The 24432-nt window shown below is 42.7% G+C and carries 25 protein-coding genes; 11 read left to right on the top strand and 14 right to left on the bottom strand.

What is annotated here, in order from left to right:
• From EO132_RS03815 to EO132_RS03800, 4 genes are all read right to left on the bottom strand, one after another.
• The coding region (locus EO132_RS03815) for a helix-turn-helix domain-containing protein (RefSeq protein ID WP_164732267.1) at window positions 1-257 on the bottom strand (257 nt) is incomplete at its 3' end.
• Between the two features lie 285 nt (window positions 258-542).
• On the bottom strand, window positions 543-1340 hold the full coding sequence (locus EO132_RS03810; RefSeq protein ID WP_127136680.1) for a universal stress protein: 798 nt from the start codon (window positions 1338-1340) through the stop codon (window positions 543-545).
• Between the two features lie 133 nt (window positions 1341-1473).
• Complete coding sequence (locus EO132_RS03805) at window positions 1474-2844, bottom strand: aldehyde dehydrogenase (protein WP_127136679.1); 1371 nt, start codon at window positions 2842-2844, stop codon at window positions 1474-1476.
• 105 nt (window positions 2845-2949) lie between these two features.
• Window positions 2950-3738 carry a hypothetical protein gene (locus EO132_RS03800; protein ID WP_127136678.1) on the bottom strand — a complete coding sequence of 263 codons (789 nt, stop codon included), beginning with the start codon at window positions 3736-3738 and terminating at the stop codon, window positions 2950-2952.
• Between the two features lie 145 nt (window positions 3739-3883).
• Here EO132_RS03800 and EO132_RS03795 point away from each other — a divergent pair, with 145 nt between their 5' ends.
• Window positions 3884-4354: a hypothetical protein gene (locus tag EO132_RS03795; protein ID WP_127136677.1), complete on the top strand. Its 471-nt coding sequence runs from the start codon at window positions 3884-3886 to the stop codon at window positions 4352-4354.
• 49 nt (window positions 4355-4403) lie between these two features.
• Window positions 4404-5042, top strand: a complete 639-nt coding sequence (locus EO132_RS03790) for a GntR family transcriptional regulator (protein ID WP_127136676.1) — start codon at window positions 4404-4406, stop codon at window positions 5040-5042.
• 219 nt (window positions 5043-5261) lie between these two features.
• Here EO132_RS03790 and EO132_RS03785 read toward each other — a convergent pair whose 3' ends face one another.
• Entirely contained in the window at window positions 5262-5513 is a 252-nt protein-coding gene (locus EO132_RS03785) for a MoaD/ThiS family protein (protein ID WP_127136675.1), read from the bottom strand.
• A gap of 216 nt (window positions 5514-5729) precedes the next feature.
• Here EO132_RS03785 and EO132_RS03780 point away from each other — a divergent pair, with 216 nt between their 5' ends.
• Window positions 5730-6812 carry a vWA domain-containing protein gene (locus EO132_RS03780; RefSeq protein WP_127136674.1) on the top strand — a complete coding sequence of 361 codons (1083 nt, stop codon included), beginning with the start codon at window positions 5730-5732 and terminating at the stop codon, window positions 6810-6812.
• Between the two features lie 72 nt (window positions 6813-6884).
• Complete coding sequence (locus EO132_RS03775; RefSeq protein ID WP_127136673.1) at window positions 6885-7832, top strand: 3-keto-disaccharide hydrolase; 948 nt, start codon at window positions 6885-6887, stop codon at window positions 7830-7832.
• A 58-nt stretch (window positions 7833-7890) separates the two neighbouring features.
• On the opposite strand, the gene EO132_RS03770 is transcribed toward EO132_RS03775, so the two are convergent.
• The 6 genes from EO132_RS03770 to EO132_RS03745 form a co-directional block, all read right to left on the bottom strand.
• Window positions 7891-8490, bottom strand: a complete 600-nt coding sequence (locus EO132_RS03770) for a 3-keto-disaccharide hydrolase (RefSeq protein ID WP_127136672.1) — start codon at window positions 8488-8490, stop codon at window positions 7891-7893.
• Between the two features lie 38 nt (window positions 8491-8528).
• Complete coding sequence (locus EO132_RS03765) at window positions 8529-9977, bottom strand: M14 family zinc carboxypeptidase (RefSeq protein WP_127136671.1); 1449 nt, start codon at window positions 9975-9977, stop codon at window positions 8529-8531.
• Window positions 9974-10636: a peptidoglycan recognition protein family protein gene (locus tag EO132_RS03760; protein WP_127136670.1), complete on the bottom strand. Its 663-nt coding sequence runs from the start codon at window positions 10634-10636 to the stop codon at window positions 9974-9976. The genes EO132_RS03765 and EO132_RS03760 overlap by 4 nt, the downstream gene beginning before the upstream one ends.
• Window positions 10623-11024 carry a 3D domain-containing protein gene (locus tag EO132_RS03755; RefSeq protein WP_127136685.1) on the bottom strand — a complete coding sequence of 134 codons (402 nt, stop codon included), beginning with the start codon at window positions 11022-11024 and terminating at the stop codon, window positions 10623-10625. Before EO132_RS03755 ends, EO132_RS03760 begins: the two co-directional genes overlap by 14 nt.
• Before the next feature lie 32 nt (window positions 11025-11056).
• Window positions 11057-12502 (bottom strand): FG-GAP-like repeat-containing protein, encoded by a 1446-nt coding sequence (locus EO132_RS03750; protein WP_205780307.1) that lies wholly within the window; start codon window positions 12500-12502, stop codon window positions 11057-11059.
• 74 nt (window positions 12503-12576) lie between these two features.
• A complete protein-coding gene (locus tag EO132_RS03745; protein ID WP_127136668.1) occupies window positions 12577-13449 on the bottom strand; it encodes a pirin family protein in 873 nt (290 codons plus the stop codon).
• 51 nt (window positions 13450-13500) lie between these two features.
• On the opposite strand from EO132_RS03745, the gene EO132_RS03740 reads away from it, so the two are divergent.
• The gene (locus tag EO132_RS03740; RefSeq protein WP_127136667.1) at window positions 13501-14835 is read left to right on the top strand and encodes a serine hydrolase domain-containing protein; all 1335 of its coding nucleotides are present in this window, start codon (window positions 13501-13503) and stop codon (window positions 14833-14835) included.
• 774 nt (window positions 14836-15609) lie between these two features.
• On the opposite strand, the gene EO132_RS03735 is transcribed toward EO132_RS03740, so the two are convergent.
• Window positions 15610-16452 carry a 1,4-dihydroxy-2-naphthoyl-CoA synthase gene (locus tag EO132_RS03735; protein ID WP_108246048.1) on the bottom strand — a complete coding sequence of 281 codons (843 nt, stop codon included), beginning with the start codon at window positions 16450-16452 and terminating at the stop codon, window positions 15610-15612.
• Window positions 16453-16630: 178 nt separating this feature from the next.
• Between EO132_RS03735 and EO132_RS03730 the strand changes: the two genes are divergently transcribed.
• Window positions 16631-17254: a class I SAM-dependent methyltransferase gene (locus EO132_RS03730; protein ID WP_127136666.1), complete on the top strand. Its 624-nt coding sequence runs from the start codon at window positions 16631-16633 to the stop codon at window positions 17252-17254.
• On the opposite strand, the gene EO132_RS03725 is transcribed toward EO132_RS03730, so the two are convergent.
• The gene (locus tag EO132_RS03725; protein ID WP_127136665.1) at window positions 17255-17617 is read right to left on the bottom strand and encodes a winged helix-turn-helix transcriptional regulator; all 363 of its coding nucleotides are present in this window, start codon (window positions 17615-17617) and stop codon (window positions 17255-17257) included. It abuts the gene before it with no gap.
• A 131-nt stretch (window positions 17618-17748) separates the two neighbouring features.
• On the opposite strand from EO132_RS03725, the gene EO132_RS03720 reads away from it, so the two are divergent.
• The 5 genes from EO132_RS03720 (at window position 17749) to EO132_RS03700 (ending at window position 23058) form a co-directional block, all read left to right on the top strand.
• Window positions 17749-18636, top strand: coding sequence for an SDR family oxidoreductase (locus EO132_RS03720; RefSeq protein ID WP_127136664.1), 888 nt, complete (start codon window positions 17749-17751; stop codon window positions 18634-18636).
• 149 nt (window positions 18637-18785) lie between these two features.
• Window positions 18786-19370, top strand: a complete 585-nt coding sequence (locus EO132_RS03715) for a porin family protein (protein WP_127136663.1) — start codon at window positions 18786-18788, stop codon at window positions 19368-19370.
• A 142-nt stretch (window positions 19371-19512) separates the two neighbouring features.
• A complete protein-coding gene (locus EO132_RS03710) occupies window positions 19513-21195 on the top strand; it encodes an N-acyl-D-amino-acid deacylase family protein (RefSeq protein WP_127136662.1) in 1683 nt (560 codons plus the stop codon).
• 19 nt (window positions 21196-21214) lie between these two features.
• Window positions 21215-22528 carry a serine hydrolase domain-containing protein gene (locus EO132_RS03705; protein ID WP_127136661.1) on the top strand — a complete coding sequence of 438 codons (1314 nt, stop codon included), beginning with the start codon at window positions 21215-21217 and terminating at the stop codon, window positions 22526-22528.
• A 14-nt stretch (window positions 22529-22542) separates the two neighbouring features.
• Window positions 22543-23058, top strand: a complete 516-nt coding sequence (locus EO132_RS03700) for a hypothetical protein (protein WP_127136660.1) — start codon at window positions 22543-22545, stop codon at window positions 23056-23058.
• A gap of 27 nt (window positions 23059-23085) precedes the next feature.
• Here the strand turns inward: EO132_RS03700 and EO132_RS03695 are convergent, their stop codons facing one another.
• The gene (locus EO132_RS03695) at window positions 23086-24321 is read right to left on the bottom strand and encodes a glycosyltransferase (protein WP_127136659.1); all 1236 of its coding nucleotides are present in this window, start codon (window positions 24319-24321) and stop codon (window positions 23086-23088) included.
• Between the last annotated feature and the right edge of the window lie 111 nt (window positions 24322-24432).

Genomic DNA, 24432 nt, shown 5'->3' with positions numbered 1-24432 from the left:
GGGAAGTACCGCTCTAAGGTCCTCAGCTGTTCGCTCTTGGGCTTTTGGTCCGCCTTGAAGAGCCTGTGGATCTCCTCCAGGGTCATCTCCGAGACCTCGTAGGGCGTCAGCCTGTAGCACTTGAAGAACTCGATGTACTTGGCCACCGTGTTGCGGGAGATGCCAAGTTCCTTGCTGATCCGTCGCTTGCTGGCCCCCTCGCCGTACAATTTGTAAATCCTTTTTGCCTTTCGCATATCTATCTGTTTGTTCGCCATGGTCTTTTTTACAAAAGAAACCATCGCAACACTCAAATAGAATCGATCTTTTTAGTGGCTCACTTTCATCCGCCCCACTATGCTCACTTTGGTCCGCCGCGGGTGGCTCAGTTTAATCCGCCGCAGGTGGTATACTATGCCCGTTTTTTGCACTAAAGCATCAGAACTGATTTAATATCAAATAGCATAGCTATCCGTAATTTGCTAAATGTCATTGACTGTACTATAATTTACATTATGTAAAATAAAATATTCAAGAAGTACAAAAAATACTCCCCAAATGCCTTATTTGGCCAAAACCATTAAAGGTACCTTCGATTTTTTAATCACGGATTTTATTGGGCTTGATCCAAACCTAAAGCTTTTCCCTTTTTTGGGAACGCACAGCAATTGTGTATTGGTTCGCGAAACATAATTGACCAAACCATCCAGCGCATTGGCACCTTTACTGAATTTATACGAAACCGTTTTGTGCCACGGATACGAACTGTCTTTGGATTCCGATTCACTGGCAATCCCAAAATGACGTACCGGTTTTTCACTGTCACGTTTCAAATCCTTGATGACCTCCAGGTCATTATCTTCAAACTCAGAACCGAAAATCCCTAGATTGATATCCTCGAACGAATGGAATTTATCATCCTGACCCAAAATCAGCACATTGGTGTTGTTCGTTTGGTTGATGACAAAATCGGTAATGCTTTCAAAAAACATCCCTAATCTGGGCCTACGTTTTCCCAAAACAAGAATATCCGGCTTTTGAAGTGCCAAATAATCCCTTACCCGGTGCTTTACATTGCCATACTCCAGTTTATAGCTAATGGGTGTATTTTCATTTTCCCCAACTTCAGAAATAAGTTCTTTCAACTCAGCACGTGTGGATCTATCATCTTGGTTTAAGCTGCGTATAGCGGACAATTGACTATCCCCTTTTATGATATTGGATGTCGGCTTTACATGAAAGACCTCTATGGCCCCATCGATTTTTTTGGCCAACTCCAAGGCACTGGTCAATACAAACTGTGAATTATTGGACATGTCCAACAACACTGAAATCCTATATTTCTTTTGATTTTCTTTCATAGACGTAGTTTTTGATGATTACTCTTAAAAATAACATCAAAACCCTTAGGGTTCAAACGTTTAACTTTTGATTAAGATAATAAATATGATATCGGCAAGTTTTTGGCTCCTAATTTAATAAATTATCAACGAATTAGAATAAGTGATTGATTTTCTTTACCCATTTCAGCAAAATATTGTAAGGTGCATACCGCAATGGTATATCTATCCAAGTGCTTCTTTTGGCTATGGATTTATGGTGCGAGAACAGGTCAAAGGTAAATTTACCATGGTACCCCCCCATTCCCGATTGCCCCACTCCGCCAAACGGCAAATTGGTATTGCTGATGTGCACCACGACATCGTTTATGGTGCCCCCACCGAAGGAATATTGGTTCATCAGGCGTTTTTGAAATTTTTTATTGTTGGAAAACACATAAAATGCCAATGGGTTCGGATACTTGGCGATATAATCATGCAATTCACTTTCCTCTTCGTACGAGATGATGGGAAGAATGGGACCGAATATCTCCCCTTCCATAATGGGGCTGTCCAAAGCAGGTTCATCCACTAAAGTGGGTGCGATATAGTGGTCATCATCGGTAAAAGACCCGCCAAATAACAGCGTCTGCCCCTCAAGCATTGCTTTAAGCTCTTGATAATGTTTCTTGGTGGCAATCCGGGCAAAATCCGTGGAATCTTCCACTTTTTGACCGTAAAACCCCGTAATACTTTGCTGGATTCCATCAACCAGACGGTCCTTGACACTCTTGTGCACCAAAATATAGTCGGGTGCGATACAGGTTTGCCCTGCATTGATGAATTTACCCCATGCAATACGCTTGGCCGCCAGTGATAAGGAAGCTGTTTCGTCCACAATGCAGGGATTCTTGCCGCTCAGTTCCAAAGTGACGGGCGTTAGGTGCTTCGCAGCTTTTTCATACACGATTTTCCCCACACGGGTACTGCCCGTAAAAAAGATATACTCCCACTGCTCTTCCAAAAGTTGGGTCGAGGCCTCTACTCCACCCTCCACCACGGTCACATATTCGGGCGGGAAGACTTTTCGGATGATTTGCGCTATGATCTTGGATGTATGCGGACTGAATTCGGAAGGCTTTATAATCGCGGTATTGCCAGCCGCAATAGCTCCCACCAAAGGTGCCATGGCCAGCATAAAGGGGTAATTCCAAGGAGATATAATGAGGATTTTGCCATAAGGCTCAGGCTGAATCCAATCCTTGGAGGGGAAATTGGACAAGGAGGCCCCTACGCTATTGGGTTCGCTCCAGTTTTTTACATTTTTAATGGCATGCTTGAGTTCGGCCAAAACCAATTGGGTCTCTGTGGCCAAGCTTTCGAACCGTGGCTTTTTGAAATCGGCATACAGGGCATCACAGATGGCATCTTCTTGGTCCAGAATCTCTTGTTGCAGTTTTTTGAGGTGCTGTTTTCTATAACCAATATCCTTGGTTTTCTGTGTGGCAAAAAAGTCATTTTGGGCAGCCACCAATTGCTTTACCATAAACCGATTGTTTCCTTAAATATAACCAAACTAACGTGGAATCACATCAAAAAAAAGAGCACCTGACAGAACCAGTGCTCTTTTTAATCTATATTTTTTGAGAAACTACAGTGAAATCTCCTCGGTAGCGCCATTGGGATAAATAATCGTGGCCACATCGTCACAATCCCCGTTTCCGAAGTTCACTGTAACGGCCAGTCCGTTTTTGGATACCGTCATGGTGCCCGTTGTCATGTACTCGCAGGAAGCATTTCCTTCAAGGTCTTCCAATGTCTCTACGGTATAGGTGTTTCCATCAGCAACTACGGTCCATGAGCCGGATAGGGAGAACACCGTGCTCTCCAAGGTATCGCCAAAGGTAATGCCGAAGGTTTTGGTTCCGTTTTCGGTTATGACAGCTCCATCTTCCATTTCCACGGACATATCGCTGACCACAGTAAACGACACGGAAGCTTGCTCGCTGTTCGCTGAAATTTCAAATGATCTGGTACCGTTTATTTTAATGCTGCCTACGTAAAAATCCTCGTAGGAAGCTGTAAAGGAAGAAGCCTCTTCCCCTACTTCGTAGGTTACGGTTACCGTTCCGTTTACGTTTTCTGTTCCGTTGAGCACACAGTTATTGAAAGTTGCTACGAATCCGGTTTCGGTGTATTCGGCGGAGTAACATTCTCCTTCCTTGGCAACAGCCGATTTAGCCGTATTTCCTGCAAAAAGTTCGGCCAGAGCAGTATCGGCAGCTCCTGCAATATCATCGGTTGTCAAAATGGTTTGCAATTCCGCGGATGTGATTGCTTCACCATCCCCAGACATGGCATCTTCGCTACAGGATTGAAAGCCAATCAGCGTAGTGGCAATAAACGTGATGGATAAGATTCTTTGGGTAAGGTTCTTCATTTTTATTGGGTTATGCATTTGTGTTCAAAAACGAAAGGAGATCTTCATTAGTGTGTTTGAATGGGGTAAATCGATGAAATGCACCCAAGATTGAAATATTATTCTTGAAATTATGTTATTTTCATCCATAATAAATTATAGTCCCGTGAAAAACAGTAAGTTACTTATGCTATCGACCTTATCTTTTTTGATGCTGCTGTCCTGCAGTGAAGGTGATGATGAAGACCATGGTTTTTCCAGTGCCGAACTTGTCGGAACTTGGGATTTGGTGGAAATCAGACTGAGTGAAGGCGTGGATATGGATGGTAATGGAACACATTCGTCCAATTTATTGAATGAAGCCGATTGTATTTCGGGAGCCATCGTTATGAGAGAAGATACCTCGTACCAATTTGAACAAACCAGTTTCAAAGTAATCCTCAATGCCAATAGCGAATACGATACAGATTGCTATGGCACCTATTTGGCCACAGGAGCTTGGGCCAGTAATGGTTCCGAAGTGGCCTTCCAAGGCAGTGAGGTTTTGGGTACCTTGCAACTCATAGGCAACAGAATTATAAAGAGCGAGGATAAAGAACTACCGGGGGTGGAAGCATACATTTATGAAAAACGATAACAGTTGCCCAATCCGCTTTGCCCCTATCACTTTTGAAGCATAACAACCCATGGCCAAACTATCTATTTTAAGAGACCAGATCAAGGCGCATTTGTTGTTGCAAATACAAAAAGGCGGATTGCAAATTGGTAAGCCCATCAACTTGGCGGCCCTATCACGGGAAACCGGAATCAGCGTTACCCCTATTCGCGAAGCCCTGAGTCAATTGGAGCAGGCACAAGTGCTTCAGGCCATACCCAATCGGGGTTTTGTTGTGGCTAAGTTATCCAAATCCGAGGTCAAGAACCTTATCGAAATCGTTGCCCAATTGGAAGTGATGGCTTTGGAAAACTCCCAATTTGATTCCGAGGCCATGGATATCTTGGGTGCACTGCAATCACAAATGGAAGATGCGACAACAATTGCTGTAGGACTTAAGGTTCGATTCAATTTTCACAACCATTTGGTTGGGCATTGCTCCAACAAGATACTGCTGCAAATCCTGAAAGATCTCAAACTCAGGTTACATTTTTATGAATACGATTTTATTCAGGATTTTGAATTCTTCAAAAAACTGAGCATCCAAACCCGTTCCGTGGTCGAGGCGATTCAAGAAGATAATGTACCCACTGCCGCATTGATTCTTCGGATGCATTGGATGTCCATTTTAGAACATATTGAAGCACAAATCCACGTTAAAAAGGGTTAATCTTCTGATTGTCAAAATAAAATAATACTAATTTCGTTTTTAGGAAAAACACATTACCATGAATTTCTTAAATGAGGAAATAGCCTCACGTACCAAAAGAAAAAAATCGTCATCACTTCTTAAAAGACAGATTTCGTGCGGAACCTTCCAAGATTTGGAACCACTGAATTTGGATCACGACAAAAGGCTATCCCCAAAAACAAAACTTTAAGGCCTGCATCATAACCTTGGTGGCGGAATCAAGGCAATCTCATCGTACGAATTGATTCTCTCATGGTCCGAAGCATAATTCTGGTTTACGGCCACGGTCACTTGTGATATTTTTTTGAGTTCCGGATAGGTGTTCTCAAGAAACTTTTTGAGTTCTCCTACGGTATGGGGTATTTTCTTTCCTGTTAAGCTAGCTGTTGGGACAGATAAAGTGGGGGTTCCAATAATATCTTTAGTAGCTCCGAACAAAAGTATAGTCATAGTATCAACCTATTAGCGTTTATTGTTTGTTTTGAATTTTGGTTAGATAGGTTGGTAGGTTTTATGGGCAGTGAAAATATTAAATTTTGATTGGAACGCGACCATTTTAACAAACACAGATTCCTTTTAACTTTTCTTTAATTCAATTCTTGGATTCTTCCATACTTTTCAAACGAATTCTTCGTTGTGGATGCAAGACCTTAACACTATATGAAAATGAAACACATACTTCAGTTTACATTCCTACTATCATTTAGCCTTATTTTGTTTTCCTGCGGAAATGCGGATGATGATGTCAATTTTGACATAAACGACAGGGAACTTGGCCTTGGCGAAGAGCCGGATGATTGCCTGGGTTTTGGCGAAAACGAATTGCTATTGTCCATTCAAGATGAATATACCACACAACCAGGAAAGGTTTCTGTACTTTTTAGGGTATCCGATTTGATGGGCAATCCCATTTCAGGTTTGTCCGCAGAGCAATTCTCCATTTACGAACAGGGTAGAAACGATGATTGTTTTGAACCTATCTCCTCTTCTGAATCCTTTGCCCGGATTTCCCCCAACTCGCAAGTGTTCAACAACAACACCTTGTTGGTATTGGATTTGAGTAATAGCGTTCTGCAAAGCAGCTTGGATGAATTAAAGGTAGCGACCACCAGTTTTATCAATAATGTGATGCCCGCAGAACCGTCGGAATCCTTCAGAATGGCCATTTATTGGTTTGATGGCGAGGATGAGCTCCATTTATTGAATCCGTTGACATCCTCCGTGGCTGAATTGACATCCTCCGTGGATGGTATCACAGCGGATATCAGCAACGACCCATCTACGGATTTGTACGGTGCAGTGATAAAATCCACTGAAATTGCAGAAGATTTGCTTACTGAGAATGCAGATGTCATCAATGCCGCATCCGTCGTATTGTTTACCGATGGTACCGACCAAGCATCGCGTTATAGGGAATCAGATGCCCTACGTGTCGTAGAGGAAGCCGATAGAAACATTTCATTCTTTACCATTGGGCTTGGTGCTGAAATCGATACCGAAGTCTTGTCGGAAATCGGTAAAACCGCCAGTGTTTTTGCCAGTAATTCCGAAGAGCTGGAAAACACTTTCAATGATATCTCCCAACGTGTGGAAGAACAGGCAGGAAGTTATTATCTGTTTGAATACTGCACGCCAAAACGTGATGGCAGTGGCGAGAGCAACCTCGTCATCGAATTGAATCATAATGGTTTACAAGGAGCCGTACAGACCAGGTTCAGTGCCTACGGATTCACGGGTGGCTGTGAGTAAACAAGGCTTTTATCAGCCTGACTTATTTTTGGATTAATCGTATCTTGTTCAGCAATAAAACTAAACATACATATGATTACCCAAAGAAAAACGATTTACACTTTTATCTGCACCTTACTTTTAGGTTTTACCAGCAGTCTTTATGCCCAGCACATCAGTCCGTTAGAGGGCAGATGGGATTTGGAAATGGATTTTATGGGGAAGACCTCCCCTTCCTGGTTGGAAATCAGGCATTCGGGAACCGCTACCCTATTGGGCCGTTTTGTGTTCGCTTTTGGTAGCGCAAGACCCATTGCCGAAGTGGAAACCTATGGAGACAACAAGTTTACCTTTAGTATTCCCAACCAATGGGAACCCAAGGGCAGCGATATGATTTTTCATGGCGAACTGGAAGATGGACAATTAAAGGGAACACTGATCTATACGGATGGTTCCATCATTCATTGGACGGGCGTAAAAGCACCGGAATTGGCGTACACTGAAAACCCAAAATGGGGAAAAACCATTGACGTATTCAATAGTAAAGACCTTTCTGGATGGCATGTGGATGGCGAAAAGAACCAATGGGTAATAAAAGATGGTATTTTGACCAGTCCTGAGTCTGGCTCCAACCTGATTACAGATGAAAAATTCCAAGATTTCAAGCTGCATGTGGAATTCCGCTACCCAGAAGGAAGCAATAGCGGTATCTACCTTCGTGGGCGCTACGAAGTTCAGATTGTGGATAGCGAAGGCTACGAACCTGCTGATATTTACCTAGGTGGTGTTTACGGTTTTTTGGAACCCAATGAAAATGCTTCCAAACCTGCTGGCGAGTGGCAGACCTATGATATTACTTTGATTGGGCGAAGAGTTACCGTTACCCTGAACGGAAAAACCGTGATTTCCGATGCTACGATTCCCGGAATTACAGGGGGAGCTTTGGACAGTAACGAAGGTGAACCAGGTCCATTCATGATTCAGGGAGACCACGGCCCTATTGAGTATAGAAGTTTTGAAGTCACTCCTTTGAAGAATTAGAAGGTTGAAAATTAAAAATAAGAAAGCCCGATTTTAAGATCGGGCTTTTCTTTTGTTTTTAATCCAAAGGAACAAGTTCTATGTTTCGCCATTTGACTCGAATACCACCACCATCGTGTATTTGCAGGGCAATGGCTCCTTCGCCCTCCCCTATTTTTTCATCTTCCAAATGAACCATTTGCACACCATTCAGCCATGAGGTGACCTTGGGACCTTCCACTCGGATTTTCATAGTGTTCCACTCCCCCATTTTCAGGGCTTTGTCCTTTTCAGGGTCAGGTTTTATCAACCAACCACGACCATAGGATTCATAAATACCGCCCGTGTCCTTTCCTGGAGGGGCAACTTCTACTTGCCAGCCACTTACTTTCGTGCCTTCAAAAGTAGAGCGTATAAACACGCCACTGTTACCATCGGCCTCTTGCTTAAATTCCAAGGTCAACTCAAAATCCTTATAGAATTTATCCGTGGACAAATAACCATACTCCCCTTTGGGACCACTCTCACAAATGAGTTCTCCATCTTCAACAAACCATTTTTCTTCTCCGTGATTGACCCATCCATCCAAGTTCTCGCCATTGAAAAGGCTAATGGATTCTTGTGCGAACGTCAATTGTGCTGCCAGAAGGCATAATCCTACTAAAATTTGTTTCTTCATTTTTATATGCTAAAGGGTTATTTACTTTTTATGTTGATTTAGTTACCACTGATCAATCCATTACCGGTATACTGGTCATCCAAAGGTTGGGACAAATCTATCAAAAAACCATTGATCAAGGCATGGGTCAATTTTCCTTCTTTCTTTAAAAAGAAAGTGGGATTGATACCGGGCCGAACTCTAAACTCATTCAATTCAAATTTTTCATTGACCAATATCAAGGGAAAATCCACGAAGGCGTTCTCTCCCGATGGCTCAGTTTTAACGTAGGCCACACCATCTTTCAATAAGTCCATTGGGTTTTGTATCTGACTTACTTTGGCCACCTTTGGTGGAACCACAGTATACCCAGTGGCATCAAAGGTTTTGTAGGCATAGTAAGTTGATAAATCACCTTGGTCAGCGACCGAACTTCTGTAATAAAATTGATTGTGCTCTTCCAGGTCGACTTCATTGTTGAAAATACCGAGATCCAGGATATATTCCTCCCCTAAAAGTTCGTAAGTCAGATGCTCTATTTTGAGATCAAACAGTTTACGGTCGTTACGGGGTATTTTTTCATAATTTTCGATGGGGATTTCTTTGTACGATTCATTCGCCATGGTGTACAAGGCCGAAAGAATGGATACGTAATTCAGTTTTCGAATTTCCTGTTTTTCTCGGTCATTCGGGTATCCGCCAGATTCAATTAAAATCAAGCTGGTCCCCCACTTGGCAATATTATCCCCAAAAGCACGAGGCTCAAAATCATCGCTGTAGCGCCCAACCTGTCCCGGGGCATAGTTTTGTATGATGTTGTTCATGTACACAATGACTTTCATGGCATTGGCGCGTACTTCGTTGATGTCCTTCTCGTAGTTGTACGCTGTGGCTAAATACGAAATGGTAGCAGGTTTTTCGGTGCGTTCGGCATTGTAATACCTGCTCTGATCGTGAAGGTTAAAACCAAAATCGGCATCCAGACTATCACGAAGTCGTTTTAATGTCTGACTTTCTGGGGATTGTAAGCGCAATGCATCCCGATTGATATCCACTCCCAAAGCATTTCTTCTGGTAAATACCTCTGCCCCATCAGGATTGAGCATGGGCAAAAAGTGAAGCTTCAACTTGGAAAGAATTGCTTCCTTCTCTGCTTTGAATTGTGGGGCATCCAAAAAGTTCAGAATATCAAAAATCGCTTGGGTGGCGGTAGGTTCGTCGCCATGCATCTGAGACCATAGAAATATGTTGCTTTCCCCTGAACCAATGCTTATGAGATGTAAATCCCTACCTTGAATGGACTCCCCTACTTTTTGTACCTCGAATTTCGGATTGGCTTTGAACTTTTCAATCAAAGGTTGAATGTCGACGTGTTTTATCCTACGTTTACCTATGCTGGCTTCCTTGTATTCATCATAGGTTTCGTAAAGTTTGGAAGTCAGTTCGTCCTGCGCTTGCGTATTACAAACCAGCAGCGTGATGGTTAAAAAACAAAGTTTTTTTATCATTGGTCTTTTGTTGGAACAGGTTTAAAGTTAAATTTTTTAGTGGCTTTTCTCACTTTTTTCACAAAATCCATCCCTGGGTCCGTTTTTTCTGTTCGGTATCCATCGTCTACTTCCAACCAAAGCGGATGACCTTCAAATAAGGTGTACTCTTGGTGGCCGATCACATAATCAATATCATATTTTGATGCCAAATAGTTGACCAAGTAGATGTTGGATTTGAGCTGCGCTTTGGTCAAAGGCATAGCTTCCGTACCCCCAACATTTTCTATGCCGATGGCACAATGGTTCAACCCAATGGTATGGCGAGCCATGGTCGTCTCGGGCATCAATCTGTAAATGGTACCATCCTGGTCTACCAAAAAGTGCGAGGACACGTTCAAACCGCTTACATTCACTAAGTCGGGTCGCCAGTTGGGTAAGGTGGACCGATTAAAGGCCTCAAAGGATTTTTTAAGAGATGGAATGGCGGTCCAATGCAACACCACCATTTTTGGAGTGATGTCGGGTGTTTCTTGGTCCAGTTCATACCTATTTTGCAAGTATTCCTTTGTTAATTCAATTCGTTGTTCATCAAAAATTATGGGAATGTCCACAATTTCCTTTTGGGTGGAGCATGCTCCCAAGGCCAAGGCCCATACAAGTAAACTAGTTTTCTTCATTCTGGGTATTTATTGAATCGATGGGAACAGCGTAGCAGATCATCAATTTTTTTCTGCCCCATTCCCTTGCTTTTTTTACGTCTTTCCCCATGTAAATATCGATTCGGTTTCGCCATCGATAATGCATTTTGTCTTTTACATAAAAGGTGTCTGGAAAGGTATCTATTTTTACCATGGTGTTATGCGTGAGCCCCATTTTTATGAGATCGCGAGAGACAGCGATACTTTTCATGCCAGGTCTTAAGGTGTCTCCCCAAGCTGCCACGGAAGGGTTGATGCTATCTGTTTGCCAAAAAACGGAATTATACGCGGACGCTGTTACTTCATGACCGTACCATTTGTGTTTTGCAGGTGGTTCCACAGGTTTCTCCTTGGGGGAACACCCCATCAACATGAGAAACGCTATGAGAGTCAACTTTTTCAATGCAACAAATTTTCCAAAAGCATTATATCTACATTATTGTTCTTCCAACGGTCCGTCAATACTTTGGGAACCGGAGTGAAGCCTAAAGTTAAGGAGCTCAAAACAATATCTTCGTCGCCATCGTTGTCAATATCCGAAGCATCCATAAGAAACCATCGTGCCAAGGAGGGGTCTTCCAATATATTTGCGGTAAATTCAAAATCGTCGGCATCCTTGTTTTCCAGATAAATAAAGGACTGTTCGGGAAATTCCTGATAGTTGGGAAACGTGCTGATCAAGGCAAAATCCACATCGCCATCCTGGTCAAAATCACGGGAAAGCACCCGAGTGGCTCCATACATGGGGTAAAAGAAAGCTTCGGAATAAGTGTTATCTCCATTGTTCAGGTAAATTCGCATGCCATGATAGGGTTTGTGCACGTACGATATGTCTGCATTATCGCCATGTACTGTGATGATATCCTCCAAGCCATCTCCATTATAATCCACCAACTCGAACCAACTGGTGCCCAAAACGGGGCTGAATTGAAGTATATTTCTAGCCTCAAAGGTTAGGTTGTCTGTTTGATAAAAAACAGTGATGCTCTCAGTGCTCTGGGTCATTAGGGCAACAATATCCTTTTTGCCGTCATTGTTCATATCCCTTACCGCCGTTTTGATGGCCCCTGGCAGATTCAACAACACTTTTTTGCTGTAACCTCCCAATTCATTTTCAAACAAAAGTGACAATCGCCCAGATTGATTACCAAACTCGCTTATGACCAATTCACTTTTTCCATTGTCATTTAGATCATTCATAAGGGTATGTACTGGTCTGTGCAGACCGTTTTGTATGGAAAGGGTGTCTTCGCCCATTTTTAGCATCAGTTTCCCTTCTTCCAGTTCCGAAGGCCTTATGATTCCAATTTCAGTGATTATGGCTACGGAATCTTTTTTGTTGTACCATGTCACAGGGCTTTTTCCTTTATAAATCAGTGTGGATTGTTCGGTGGTGAAGTCAAACGCCCCCAAATTACCAGCAAGGTCCCCATAAAATATGGTGTTCTGTTTATCCTTGAACTCCAAGTATGTAACCATTCCGCCATTTTGTTTATCCAAGGCGTACGATTTGCTTTTAAATTGTCGTAGTGTATCGGCCTGGGGTACTTGTATACTTTCCAAATATTCCGGAGCATTGGTTACGATATATGTTTCCAGTTGAGCCCACTCTTGCAGTGTGATTTTGGGACGCAAACCGTTATAGCTCAAATTGAAGTCTTGGTCCAAACCTTCTACCTCCATGCGCTCCATCATTTCCGGCAGCACTGATTCTTTCCAGACATTTTTGGGCAATTCATCAATTTTTGGCGCTATGTGGCAACTGGCACAATAGGTATCGTAAAGTTGTGCGCCTCGGGATTTAGGCTGTTCCTTTTTACATGACACCATCAAAAATAGCAGCACAAAAAAAGTACAGAAGTTAAAGAGAGTTGGTTGGTTTGGCATGTATTGGTTACGGTATCGAGGTTGAAAAGGCGTTAATTGGGCAAAGGCACATAAGTATTATCATTGTCCATCATAATAAAGGTTTTATCCGCCCAAGCTTTTTTTGCCTCATCCAACTTTTCTTTACTTGATGAAACGAAATTCCAATAAATATAACGTTCCTCAGGAAAAGGTTCGCCACCGAACAACATTAAATGCGTATTGGGTTGTAGTTTGATATTACAGGTATCCTCTACTTTGGAGACCAAAATATTACCCTCTTCGACCGTTTCTCCGCAAGCTTCGATGCTTCCCTCAACGATACAGATGCCGATTTCACCTTTTAGATTGCCATTCACATTGAGGCTATATGTTTCCTTGGCTTTTACTTCGACCATAAAAAGATTGGAATGCACGGGAACAGGGGATGTTTTTCCGTAGCCTTCACCTGCGACCAGTTTAAATTCCGTATCGCCATCGGTCCATTTGGGAATATCCGCACCATCAATATGGTGGAATTGAGGTTCCATGTCTTCCAGTGCTTTGGGCAATGCCACCCAAATTTGATAGCCGTGTGCGGTAAAAGTATGGCCATTCCGCATATCCTTTGGTGTCCTTTCGGTATGAGTTACCCCCTTCCCTGCCGTCATCCAGTTAACAGAGCCAGGCTTAATGCGTTGATACGTGCCCAAACTATCTTCGTGGATAATCTCTCCTTCCAACATAAAGGTCAGGGTGGACAATCCCATATGTGGATGCTGGTCCACATCCATATATTTTTCAGGCCCTAACTGCGTGGGTCCCATGTGATCTATAAAAATAAAGGGGCCTATCATACGCTTTTTACGAAAAGGAATCAGTCGTCCCACTAAAAAATCGCCAATATCCCTACTGCGCTCTTCTATGATCAATCCAATGTTGGACATGCGTTAAATGTTTATATTTAGAAGCAGAAAGTTACAAATACATCCTATACCATGAAACTACTTAAGCGTGTTTTGCTGCTCCTTCTCGTAATCATAGGAGTGGTCGTTTACCTGAATTACCCCAAATTGAATATCATCTCTGGATATGCTGCTAAAAATGTAGCTTCAGGTGTTTTTGTCGCCCAGCGGTCGGCAGCGAGCATGAATCAGTATGATAATAGTGCTCCTTTGATTGAAATGGCCTCCACCGAAGTCAATACAAGTGAAAAATCCGCTTCGTCTACGGTTTATGGTTTGATGAAGCGTACAGCGGTGTATCGTGAGGGCCTTGGTGCGGTATTAATCAATGATGATTACGACCCCGAAGCATTAACGATACGACCACAGCGAAGCCAACCTATTGATACTATCCCTTACCCTTATGGACAAGCGCCTCCTAAGGATACCCTGTTGCCCGAAGTGGATATGGACCAAATCAACAAAGCGATTGCCATGGCGTTTGCTGAACCGGAGACCCAAAAAACAAGGACTTTGCTTATTTTGTACAAAGGCCATTTGATTGCCGAAAAGTATATCGATGGTTTTGATAAGGATACTCCTATCTTGGGTTGGTCCATGACCAAAAGTGTTTTAGCAAGCTGTTACGGAGTTCTGGAACATCAAGGGAAACTGGAAATGGATTGGCCTGCCCCCATTCCCGAATGGAAAGACGATGACAGAAAGGATATTACCTTGAACCATTTGCTTCGTATGCAAAGCGGTTTGGCCTGGGATGAAGATTATACGGGCATATCCGATGTTACCCGCATGCTGTTTTTGGATAGCGATATGACCCAAGCACAGCGCGACAAAAAAGCCATAGCCGAACCTACGGAAGTTTGGAATTATTCCTCTGGCACTACCAACCTGCTATCTGGTATTTTACGGCAACAGTTTAGAAGTCATCAAGAGTATTTGGATTTTCCATACTCCGCTTTAATTGATAAAATAGGCATGTACTCCATGGTTTTGGAAGCTGATATTGCTGGGAACTACGTAGGCTCCTCCTACGCATGGGCCAGTACAAGGGATTGGGCCCGATTTGGTCAATTGCATTTGGATAAGGGAAGTTGGAACGGGGAACAATTGTTCGATGCTTCTTGGATAGACTACATTACCAAACCAACGATTAATTCCAATGGTACTTACGGTGCTCATTTTTGGCTGAATGCTGAAGGGAAGTATCCCGATGTGCCCAAGGATATGTTTTCCTGCAATGGATTTGAAGGACAACATGTGTTTATGATTCCTTCCAAAGACCTGGTCGTTGTACGGACCGGATTGGCCGAGGAACCGTTTTTTGATGTAAACGGCGTGCTGTCAAACATCGTAAAAGCAGTACCTTAAATCGATGAGATATACTAAAATGTCCGAAAAACCACAGGAATAGGACAATTCACAACAATAATTTCGTTTACGGGAACACTCGTGGTAGTTTTACCATGTAATAAAAAACGAAAGTAATTTTTTCATTTTCATATAGTGTTCTCGTAAAAGAGTCTTGACCATAACGGCAAGGCTCTTTTCAATTTAGGGCCATCCTGAATTAAATGTGTCGCATCTCGACTGCGCTCGATGTGACAACTAAAATCCTTTGCTTAATGTCATTCTGAGCGAAGCGAAGAATCTCAACTCTTCAAGAAACCCAAATTCTTCAGTAGTAACTATCCTTCATAATGCCCTCGCCAAGCCAATAAATAAGTATAGAATCACAAAAACATCCAGATGACAACAAGTAAATGGTACTTCACAACAATAATTTCACTGAAGCGGAGTTACGAGGTACATTTACATTGTAATTAATTCAGAAAGTAATTTTTTCATTTTCATATAGTGTTCTCGTAAAAGAGTCTTGACCATAACGGCAGGGCTCTTTTCTATTTAGGTCCATCCTGAATAAAATGTGTCGCATCTCGACTGCGCTCGATGTGACAACATAGATGTCATTCTAAGCGTAGCGCCGAATCTCCTGATTGAATCAAGAGGCAATAGCTAGGACAACGAAGAGGTTTCTTAATGTCATTTCGAGCGTAGTCGAGAAATCTGTGTTCCTAAGTCATTTCATTCCTTCAAAAGGATAAGACCTCACTGTAAATTGATTACCGTTAATTGAAAATTGACTTACGGAATCCATTTGTCCTTGCCAAAATCGGGCTTACGTTTTTCCAAGAACGCATTTCTACCCTCTTTGGCCTCGTCCGTCATGTAGGCCAAGCGAGTAGCTTCTCCAGCAAATACCTGTTGCCCCACCATGCCATCGTCGGTTAGGTTCATGGCGAATTTCAGCATTTTAATGGAAGTTGGCGACTTGGCCAGTACCTCCTGGGCCCATTGGTAAGCGGTATCCTCCAATTCATCATGAGGGATAACGGCGTTTACCATGCCCATTTCGTAAGCCTCCTGTGCGGAATAGTTTCTTCCCAAAAAGAAAATCTCGCGGGCTTTCTTCTGTCCTACCATTTTGGCAAGATAGGCGGAGCCGTAGCCACCATCAAAACTGGTCACATCGGCATCGGTTTGTTTGAAAATAGCATGTTCCTTGCTGGCCAGTGTCATATCACACACCACATGAAGGCTATGCCCGCCCCCAACAGCCCACCCAGGAACCACGGCAATGACCACTTTGGGCATAAAACGAATCAAACGCTGTACTTCCAGAATATTTAAACGGTGGTAGCCATCGTCGCCCACGTAACCTTTGTGTCCACGTGCCTTTTGATCACCACCGCTACAAAAGGCCCATTTACCGTCCTTAGAAGAAGGTCCTTCGCCAGAAAGCAGCACAACACCAATGGAAGTGTCTTCTTGTGCATCATAAAACGCCTTATACAGTTCGCTGGTGGTTTTGGGGCGGAACGCATTCCGTATATCAGGACGGTTAAAGGCAATACGAGCCACGCCGTTACATTTTTTATAGGTAATATCTTCGAATTCCATGGCGGTCTGCCAGTTGGGTGATTCCATAGTGATAGATTTTAATATGCTACAAAATAACGGAAATTCTGGATTATAGGTATTCCATGCCATACCCTTCGAGTCCGCTCAGGGTACGATGCCTTAAACAACTTCATATACTTCAATACTTTAGTATTAAAAATCGCATGTGAATTTCTGTAAACCCCTAACTTTACATAAAAAAACTATGTCAAACGATTGGCTTAAGATGTGGAACACCAAATTTGGGCAAGCGGAGTTTGCCTATGGTACCCAACCCAATGATTATTTAAAGGACAAACTACAGCACCTTCCAACAGGTTCCATTCTTTTCCCCGCGGAGGGCGAAGGGCGCAATGCTGTATATGCTGCCCAACTTGGTTGGGATGTCTCAGCTTTTGACATCAGTGAGGCAGGTCAACAAAAAGCCTTGAAACTGGCAGCGAAAAAGCAGGTATCCATTGACTATATATTAGGGGAATTGGACAAATTGGGCTATCAACCAGAACAGTTCGATGCCATTGCCTTGATCTATGCCCATTTCCCTCCCACTATTCGTTCGGGGTATCACAAATTGTTGCACAGCTACTTAAAAAAAGGTGGTACCATCATTTTTGAAGGATTCAGCAAAGACCATTTGGAATACAAAAAGAAAAACCCAAGTGTGGGTGGCCCTGGGAATTTAGACTCTTTATTCTCTATGGAAGAACTGCAATCCGATTTTAGAGATTATGAAATTCTGGAGCTTAAAAAAACGACCGTGCAACTCAACGAGGGCGATGGTCATGTGGGCACCGGTTCGGTCATCCGGTTTTTTGCCAAAAAGAAGTAGTTAAACCACGCTTCTCCGCGAATCCTGAATGTCAGCCATATTCTTATTGGCCCATTGTGCTAAGTCCTGTATAATCGGCATCAGTGTTTTGGCACGTTTGGTCAGCGAGTACTCCACTCGTGGGGGTATTTCGGGGTATGCTTTCCGTTCCACCAAGCCATCCGCTTCCAGTTTTTTAAGGGTAACCGTGAGCATTTTTTGGGATATGGTTCCGATGTACTTATGGATTTCATTAAAACGCAACACATCCATATCGCTTAACAACATCAAGACCAGCATGGACCACTTATCTCCAAAACGATCTAAGACATTTCGAACCGGACAGTGTTCTTCGTCTGCATAGTTTTTCACTTTATTTTCCATAACCAGCTTAAAATCAACAATAATTACCTAAAGGTAAGTCTCTGACGATGAGGTCGGTTCTTGTGGAAAAGTAACTAACCTTTTACCTTTGACTTACCAAAAGTAATTAAATAACTATAATAAATTATAAAATGGCTAAAATATTGATAACCGGAGCTACCGGAGGTTTGGGTGGCACTACCGCAAGATCTTTAAAAGAAAAAAAGACATCCAGCGACATTGCTGTTTTGGTACGTGACAAAGAAAGTGATAAAGCCCAAGCACTGGCGCGTGAAGGTTTTGAGCTTCGATTGGGAGATTATGATAATCCGGATAGCTTAGCGGAGGCATTTAAAGGCATAGATATCCTGTATTTTGTTTCCGCGAGCGATATTGGGAAACGTATGCCGCAGCACAAGAACGTGGTGGAAACTGCCAAAGCATCAAACATTAAGCATATTTTGTATACGAGTACGGTGCGCAAAGATGAATCATCGGAAGCTCCCCTGCATCTGGTCGTAGATGCTCACGTAAAAACAGAAGAATGGATAAAGGAATCTGGTTTAACCTATACTATTCTTCGTCATAACTTGTACGCTGAGGTCATCCCAATGTTTTTGGGGGAAAAGGAACAGCTTCTACAATCCAAGACCATTTATTTGCCCACCGGAAGCGGAAAAACATCTTTTGTGCCACGAGAGGATTTTGCAGAGGCAGAGGCCAACATTTTTGCGAATCCCGCACCATATGAAAACAAGATATTGGAATTCAACGGTAGTGAGCAAATCAGCTTTGAAGAAGTGGCCAAAATATTAACCAAAACCTTGAGCGAACCCATCGAATATGTCTCTCCCGAAGTAGATGAATTTAAGCAGACCATGGCTTCGTATCAACTGCCCGAAGACATTATTGAAATGTTGACGATGTTCAGTTTGGGGATTGCTGATGGAGAGTTCAATCAAAAGTCAGATGACCTTGAATCCGTGCTGGGCAGAAAAACCAAATCCATAACCGATTTCTTGAAGGCAGTATACGCTTAGTTGGGTAAAGTGTAATGCTGGGAAATTGATTTTAAAGCATTGAAAATCAAAACATTAATTTTTAGCGTCAATTTTCGCTTGTAATGCATCAATGCTTGGAATTAGTGCGCTCTACATTCGTGGTAGTTAAATCCCAAAACATGAATATCATGAAAAAGAATGTAATGTTATTAGGAGTGTTGTTCATCGGACTTACCTCCTTTGCCCAGAATACAAACAATGTTCAACTAGGAGTGCGTGGTGGTGCCAATTTTGCCACTGTTGCTGGCGATGATTTTGATAGCCCCGACTCTAGAACCTCGTTTTATCTGGGTCTGTTGGCCGAAGCGCCATTGTCCGACCATGTATCGTTGCAACCAGAGGTATATTATTCCGCACAAGGTTTTGATATTACCGATGAGCCAGATACACCGGATGCACAGTTCCAAGTAGATTATATCCAAGTTCCCGTTCTGCTTAAGTTTTACATCGCAGATGGGCTTAACATACAAGCAGGTCCACAATTTGGATTTAAAGTAAATGAAGAACTGGACTTTGACCCAGGAGAAGATACAGGTGATTTTGATTCGGATTCCATCAACAGTTTTGATATGCAGGGAGCCGCCGGTCTTGAGTATAAATTTCCATCAGGATTTTTTATCCAAGGAAGATATACGTACGGATTCTCTGATATGATCGAGGATGTGGATGTTCATAATTCTGTCTGGTCTGCCGGTATTGGATTTATGTTCTAGAAGCATAAAAATCTTATGAAAAAGAAAAGGAAGGACTCCATCTGTAAAAAGATGGAGTTTTTTTGTCCCACCACTTGAGTTTCATCTTTTTGGAATGCGGTCAAAATAACATAACTTGGTTATCTCACTAAATAACCTGACCATGAAATCTGCCAACCTCACCCCTGTTTTTATCCTACTTCTTCTTTTGGCTAGCTGTTCCCAGCCTCAAAATTTTGATGTTCTCATTAAAAACGGGCAGATTGTAGATGGCTCAGGCAAACCGTCATATACAGGTGCCGTTGGAATCAATGCAGATACCATTGCAGCCATTGGTGATTTGGGAGATGCTACGGGAACCACAGAAATTGATGCGTCAGGCTTGGTCGTGGCTCCAGGGTTTATCAATATGCTGAGTTGGGCCACGGAATCTCTGATTGAGGACGGTAGGTCCATGGCCGATATCAAACAAGGAGTGACTCTCGAAGTTTTTGGCGAAGGTTGGTCCATGGGGCCGCTCAACGAAGCCATGAAAAAAGAAGAACAGGAAAGTCAGGGAGACATTACATATGACATTGAATGGAATAGCTTGAACGAATATTTGGAATACCTGACCAACAAAGGAATTTCTCCAAATGTGGCTTCTTTTGTGGGAGCGACCACTTTACGAATCAATCAAATCGGTTTTGAAGACCGCGCCCCTACTCCACAGGAAATGGATTCCATGAAACTGATGGTAAAGCAGGCCATGGAGGAAGGTGCCTTGGGTGTTGGTTCTTCCTTAATCTACGCACCCGCTTTCTATTCCAGTACCGAGGAATTGATTGAACTCTGTAAGGTGGCTTCAGAATATGATGGCATGTACATCAGTCACATGCGTAGTGAAGGTTCACGCCTATTGGAAAGCTTGGATGAACTGATTCGTATTGCAGATGAGGCCGATATCCGAGCCGAAATTTATCACTTAAAACAAAGTGGAAAAGAAAATTGGGACAAGTTTGATGATGTCGTGGCCAAAGTGGACTCTGCCAATGCGGCCGGACTCCACATTACTGCCGATATGTACAATTATGTGGCCGGAGCAACGGGATTGGACGCCTCCATGCCGCCATGGGTACAGGAAGGCGGATATGATAAATGGGCTGAACGTTTGCAAGACCCGGAAATTCGTAAAAAAGTAAAAGAAGAAATGACCACTCCTACAGACGAATGGGAAAGCTTGATGCAAGCCGCAGGCGACCCGAGTAAAATTCTGTTGGTTGGCTTTAAAGCAGATTCTTTAAAATACTTGACAGGAAAAACACTGAAGGAAGTAGCGGAAATGCGTGGTACTTCGCCCGAAGAGACCGCAATGGATTTGGTGGTGCAAGATGGAAGTCGCGTCGGCACTATTTATTTTTTGATGTCAGAAGACAATGTCAAAAAACAGATAGCATTGCCTTGGATGAGTTTTGGCTCCGATGCCGGTTCCCCAGCTACGGAAGGCGTTTTCCTAAAATCGAGTACACACCCAAGGGCCTATGGGAATTTTGCCCGTCTGTTGGGCAAATATGTGCGTGACGAACAAGTGATTTCCATAGAAGAGGCGGTGCACAAATTATCCCAATTACCAGCCTCCAATCTTAAAATAGAAAAGCGAGGCAGCCTTGCCAAAGGAAATTATGCGGACATTGTTTTGTTCAACCAGGAAACAATCATGGACAAGGCCACTTTCGAAGCCCCTCATCAATACGCCGAAGGGATGCAGCACGTTTTTGTGAACGGCACTCAGGTCTTGAAAGATGGAGAGCACACAGGAAATATGCCCGGACGAGTAGTCCGCGGTCCAGGGTATCGTAAAGAATAAACACTAAATCATTTATAATATGAAAAATTGGATGTTATCCGTTTGGATGTTGATAGGTTGCTTGGGTTGGTCTCAAGACTTTGATGCCGCCAAACTTAATCAGTATTTTGATCTCCTTGAGGTAAACGACAAGTTTATGGGCAGTGTTGCCGTTTCCCGTGATGGGGAATTGATTTATACAAGGTCTGTGGGCTATTGTGATGTGGCTTCAGAATCCAAGGCTACTTCCGATTCCAGATATCGAATCGGCTCCATTTCCAAAACATTTACTGCTGTATTGGTCTTTAAGGCTGTAGCAGAAGGAAAATTGAAATTGAATCAAACCTTGGATGATTTTTTTCCTGAAGTCCCCAATGCGGAGACCATTACCATCAAACAGATGTTGGGTAACCGAAGTGGTATCCACAATTTTACCGATGATCATTTGTACATGACTTACATGACGCAGGCGAAAACGGAAGAAGAAATGTTGGAAATCATAGTGAAAGCGGGCAGTGACTTTGAACCGGACAGCAAGTTTCAGTACAGTAACTCCAATTTTGTACTGTTGACCTATATTTTGGAGAAAAGCATGGGAAAATCGTATGCCGAACTCCTACAAGAACATATCGTTGAGCTTTTGGGACTTTCCGACACCTACGTAGGTGGAAAAATTGGTGCGAAGGACAATGAATGTAAATCGTATATGCGCTTGGATAGTTGGCAAGAACAGCCTGAAACCGATATGTCCATTCCCATCGGCGCAGGTGCAGTGGTTTCCAATCCTACGGACCTTATTAAGTTCAGTCATGCGCTTTTTGGCGGCGACTTGCTCAATATGGAATATGTGGAACAGATGAAGAACATTCAAGATGGCTACGGACTGGGGTTATTTAGTTTTCCGTTCCGCGGACGTACCAGTTATGGGCACACTGGTGGAATTGATGGCTTTTCGTCTATTTTCGGTCATTTTGATGATGGGAATATCACTTTTGCCATGACCTCAAATGGTGCCAATATGAATACCAACGATATCTCCATTGCGGTTTTGAGTACGGTGTATAATGAAGATTTTGAAATGCCCGAATTCAACACTTACGAAGTGACCCCTGAACAATTGGAGGCTTACACAGGTGTCTATTCCGCTCCGGAATTTCCTTTGGATATTACCATTAGCGTTGAGGAAGGAGTGCTGAAAGGGCAAGCTACGGGACAACCAGCCTTTACCTTAGATGCTGTGGACGAACATCAGTTTGAGTTTGTAGCGGCAGGCATCAACATGACCTTTAATCCCGAGGAGAACACCATGCTTTTTAAACAACGCGGTGCCACGGTAAATTTCACGAAAGAATAACCAAAACCAAATAAATGAATTCTCTCAAACTTCTTTTAATCCTTCTAGTTACAACGCCATGGGTAAGTAGTGAAAAAACAATCAAGTTTATAACTAATCAAGAGCCAACAGCTTTACATGAAGTTGCTTTGCAAAACCCTGATTTTCAACGTTTGTCTAACCATTGGTACGAAGTCAAGGAAATTGAAGGCGAAGCAGTGATTTTTATCCCTTGTGATTATCAAAACACGGAATTCATTATTGAGGATACTAACGGAGAAAACAAGTTTACCGAAGTCACGGGGCAAGATGGATGGGAAAACACACTTGAAGAGATTGTAGCGATTGATGACAAAACCACAAAAGTCACGGTAACTAGGCCAGATGATGTCCAAATTACCTTCATTGTAACGGAAATCAGTTCATATCTATCCAATTGGACTTGGGAAGAGAAGGATTATGACGGTAGTGTGGTGGAATATTCCATCAACATGGTTCCTGAGGAATTCAAGGATAAATTTAAGGTGGTGGAAGAACCACCGTGTATGTAAAGCACCAAAAGCATTATAGTTACGGGACTACCCCCTATTCTTCTCCTCTATCCATTTAGCCATATACTTGGTGCTTGTCATGGTTTGATGCTGCAGTAGTTTTCCAATAAAATTTTGTTGCCGATGGGCTTCCAATGATTTACTCAGTCGGTTTACCCGTTCCAACAACTGGTTTTGTAAAGTGGTTTTGTCATAAAAAATCCTGAGTAATTCAATGCCGTGTTTTTTGGCATTTTCCCATAGTTCTTGACTTTCATGCAATTCCACCGCAGCTTGGGAAAATCCCTCCCAATCATCCGCAATGGTTCCGTTCCACGGTTGCTCTCCATGCATTCCCTCTGCTCCAATGGTGGTTGTTACACTGGGCGTCTCCGCTTGCATGGCATCCAACAATTTTCCTTTAATGCCTGCACCAAACTGCAAAGGAGCCAATACTACTCTCGCATTTTCCAGCACAGTTTCTACATTTTTGGCCCAACCTTTCACATAAAACCCTGTTTTGGGGTTATGCATTTCATTTAGTTGTTGGGGTAAATACGCCCCGTAGATATGGATTTCGGCATCAGGCAGTTTTTTCCGTATTCGGGGCCAAATTTCATGTTTCAACATTTTGACTGCATCAACATTGGGTGCATGTTTGCCATTGCCAATACTCACAAAACCGTTTCTGGCTTCAAAAGGAGGGTGTTTTACTTCTGATATAGTAGAAACATCGACCATAAAAGGTAAATGCAACAACAGATTTGATGGCATATGGAGTTCTTGCTTTAAAATTTCCATTTCGTAGGTGGAAATCATCAAACTCAAATCACAACGGTAGATGCTGGCCATCTCCCTTAGGGTCATAGGATGACTTTTCCAATCACCAATCGTAAAGGATTTTCCTTTTTTATGTGCCTCTTCCCTACTCTTTCGCAAAGCGTGGAGGTCTTCGGTGTTTAAAATACGAATTGCTCTTGGGGCAAACTCTGCCACACGCCATCCAAATTGCTCTTCGACCATAAAACGATCAAACAGCACAAGGTTCGGCGAAAGTTCTTTCACAAAATCATCAAAACTGGAATGGTTGAGCTGAATAAGGACTTCGTCAACACCTTTTTTTTGCAAATCCAGACTGTATTCCGTTTTACTGGCTGTACTGGCAAAAGTAATTTGATAACCAAAGCTTAGAAACGCTTCCAATAACTGCTGCATACGACATCCCGCAGCTGTAGTGGTGGGCTCTGGCCATACGTAACCAATGACAAGGAGTTTTTTTGACATACGGGTAAATGTACGAAGTTGGAACGACTAAAGTACAAGTTCAAAACCAAGCAAAAGCATCAAAATGATGAATCCAAAAATCGAACTATCCAATGATGTAACAATTCAGCC

Origin of the sequence: Flagellimonas oceanensis, assembly GCF_003992595.1 — a bacterium.
Classification (GTDB): Bacteria; Bacteroidota; Bacteroidia; order Flavobacteriales; family Flavobacteriaceae; genus Flagellimonas; species Flagellimonas oceanensis.
This window is presented reverse-complemented; position numbering and strand designations above follow the sequence as displayed.

Coding starts and splice junctions, on each gene's coding strand:
- EO132_RS03700 (WP_127136660.1), top strand. CDS start 22,543: ATGAATTCTCTCAAACTTCTTTTAATCCTTCTAGTTACAACGCCATGG.
- EO132_RS03785 (WP_127136675.1), bottom strand. CDS start 5,513: ATGACTATACTTTTGTTCGGAGCTACTAAAGATATTATTGGAACCCCC.
- EO132_RS03710 (WP_127136662.1), top strand. CDS start 19,513: ATGAAATCTGCCAACCTCACCCCTGTTTTTATCCTACTTCTTCTTTTG.
- EO132_RS03775 (WP_127136673.1), top strand. CDS start 6,885: ATGATTACCCAAAGAAAAACGATTTACACTTTTATCTGCACCTTACTT.
- EO132_RS03790 (WP_127136676.1), top strand. CDS start 4,404: ATGGCCAAACTATCTATTTTAAGAGACCAGATCAAGGCGCATTTGTTG.
- EO132_RS03760 (WP_127136670.1), bottom strand. CDS start 10,636: ATGAAGAAAACTAGTTTACTTGTATGGGCCTTGGCCTTGGGAGCATGC.
- EO132_RS03740 (WP_127136667.1), top strand. CDS start 13,501: ATGAAACTACTTAAGCGTGTTTTGCTGCTCCTTCTCGTAATCATAGGA.
- EO132_RS03695 (WP_127136659.1), bottom strand. CDS start 24,321: ATGTCAAAAAAACTCCTTGTCATTGGTTACGTATGGCCAGAGCCCACC.
- EO132_RS03755 (WP_127136685.1), bottom strand. CDS start 11,024: ATGGGGTGTTCCCCCAAGGAGAAACCTGTGGAACCACCTGCAAAACAC.
- EO132_RS03725 (WP_127136665.1), bottom strand. CDS start 17,617: ATGGAAAATAAAGTGAAAAACTATGCAGACGAAGAACACTGTCCGGTT.
- EO132_RS03800 (WP_127136678.1), bottom strand. CDS start 3,738: ATGAAGAACCTTACCCAAAGAATCTTATCCATCACGTTTATTGCCACT.
- EO132_RS03705 (WP_127136661.1), top strand. CDS start 21,215: ATGAAAAATTGGATGTTATCCGTTTGGATGTTGATAGGTTGCTTGGGT.
- EO132_RS03780 (WP_127136674.1), top strand. CDS start 5,730: ATGAAACACATACTTCAGTTTACATTCCTACTATCATTTAGCCTTATT.
- EO132_RS03810 (WP_127136680.1), bottom strand. CDS start 1,340: ATGAAAGAAAATCAAAAGAAATATAGGATTTCAGTGTTGTTGGACATG.
- EO132_RS03770 (WP_127136672.1), bottom strand. CDS start 8,490: ATGAAGAAACAAATTTTAGTAGGATTATGCCTTCTGGCAGCACAATTG.
- EO132_RS03730 (WP_127136666.1), top strand. CDS start 16,631: ATGTCAAACGATTGGCTTAAGATGTGGAACACCAAATTTGGGCAAGCG.
- EO132_RS03735 (WP_108246048.1), bottom strand. CDS start 16,452: ATGGAATCACCCAACTGGCAGACCGCCATGGAATTCGAAGATATTACC.
- EO132_RS03715 (WP_127136663.1), top strand. CDS start 18,786: ATGAAAAAGAATGTAATGTTATTAGGAGTGTTGTTCATCGGACTTACC.
- EO132_RS03745 (WP_127136668.1), bottom strand. CDS start 13,449: ATGTCCAACATTGGATTGATCATAGAAGAGCGCAGTAGGGATATTGGC.
- EO132_RS03765 (WP_127136671.1), bottom strand. CDS start 9,977: ATGATAAAAAAACTTTGTTTTTTAACCATCACGCTGCTGGTTTGTAAT.
- EO132_RS03805 (WP_127136679.1), bottom strand. CDS start 2,844: ATGGTAAAGCAATTGGTGGCTGCCCAAAATGACTTTTTTGCCACACAG.
- EO132_RS03720 (WP_127136664.1), top strand. CDS start 17,749: ATGGCTAAAATATTGATAACCGGAGCTACCGGAGGTTTGGGTGGCACT.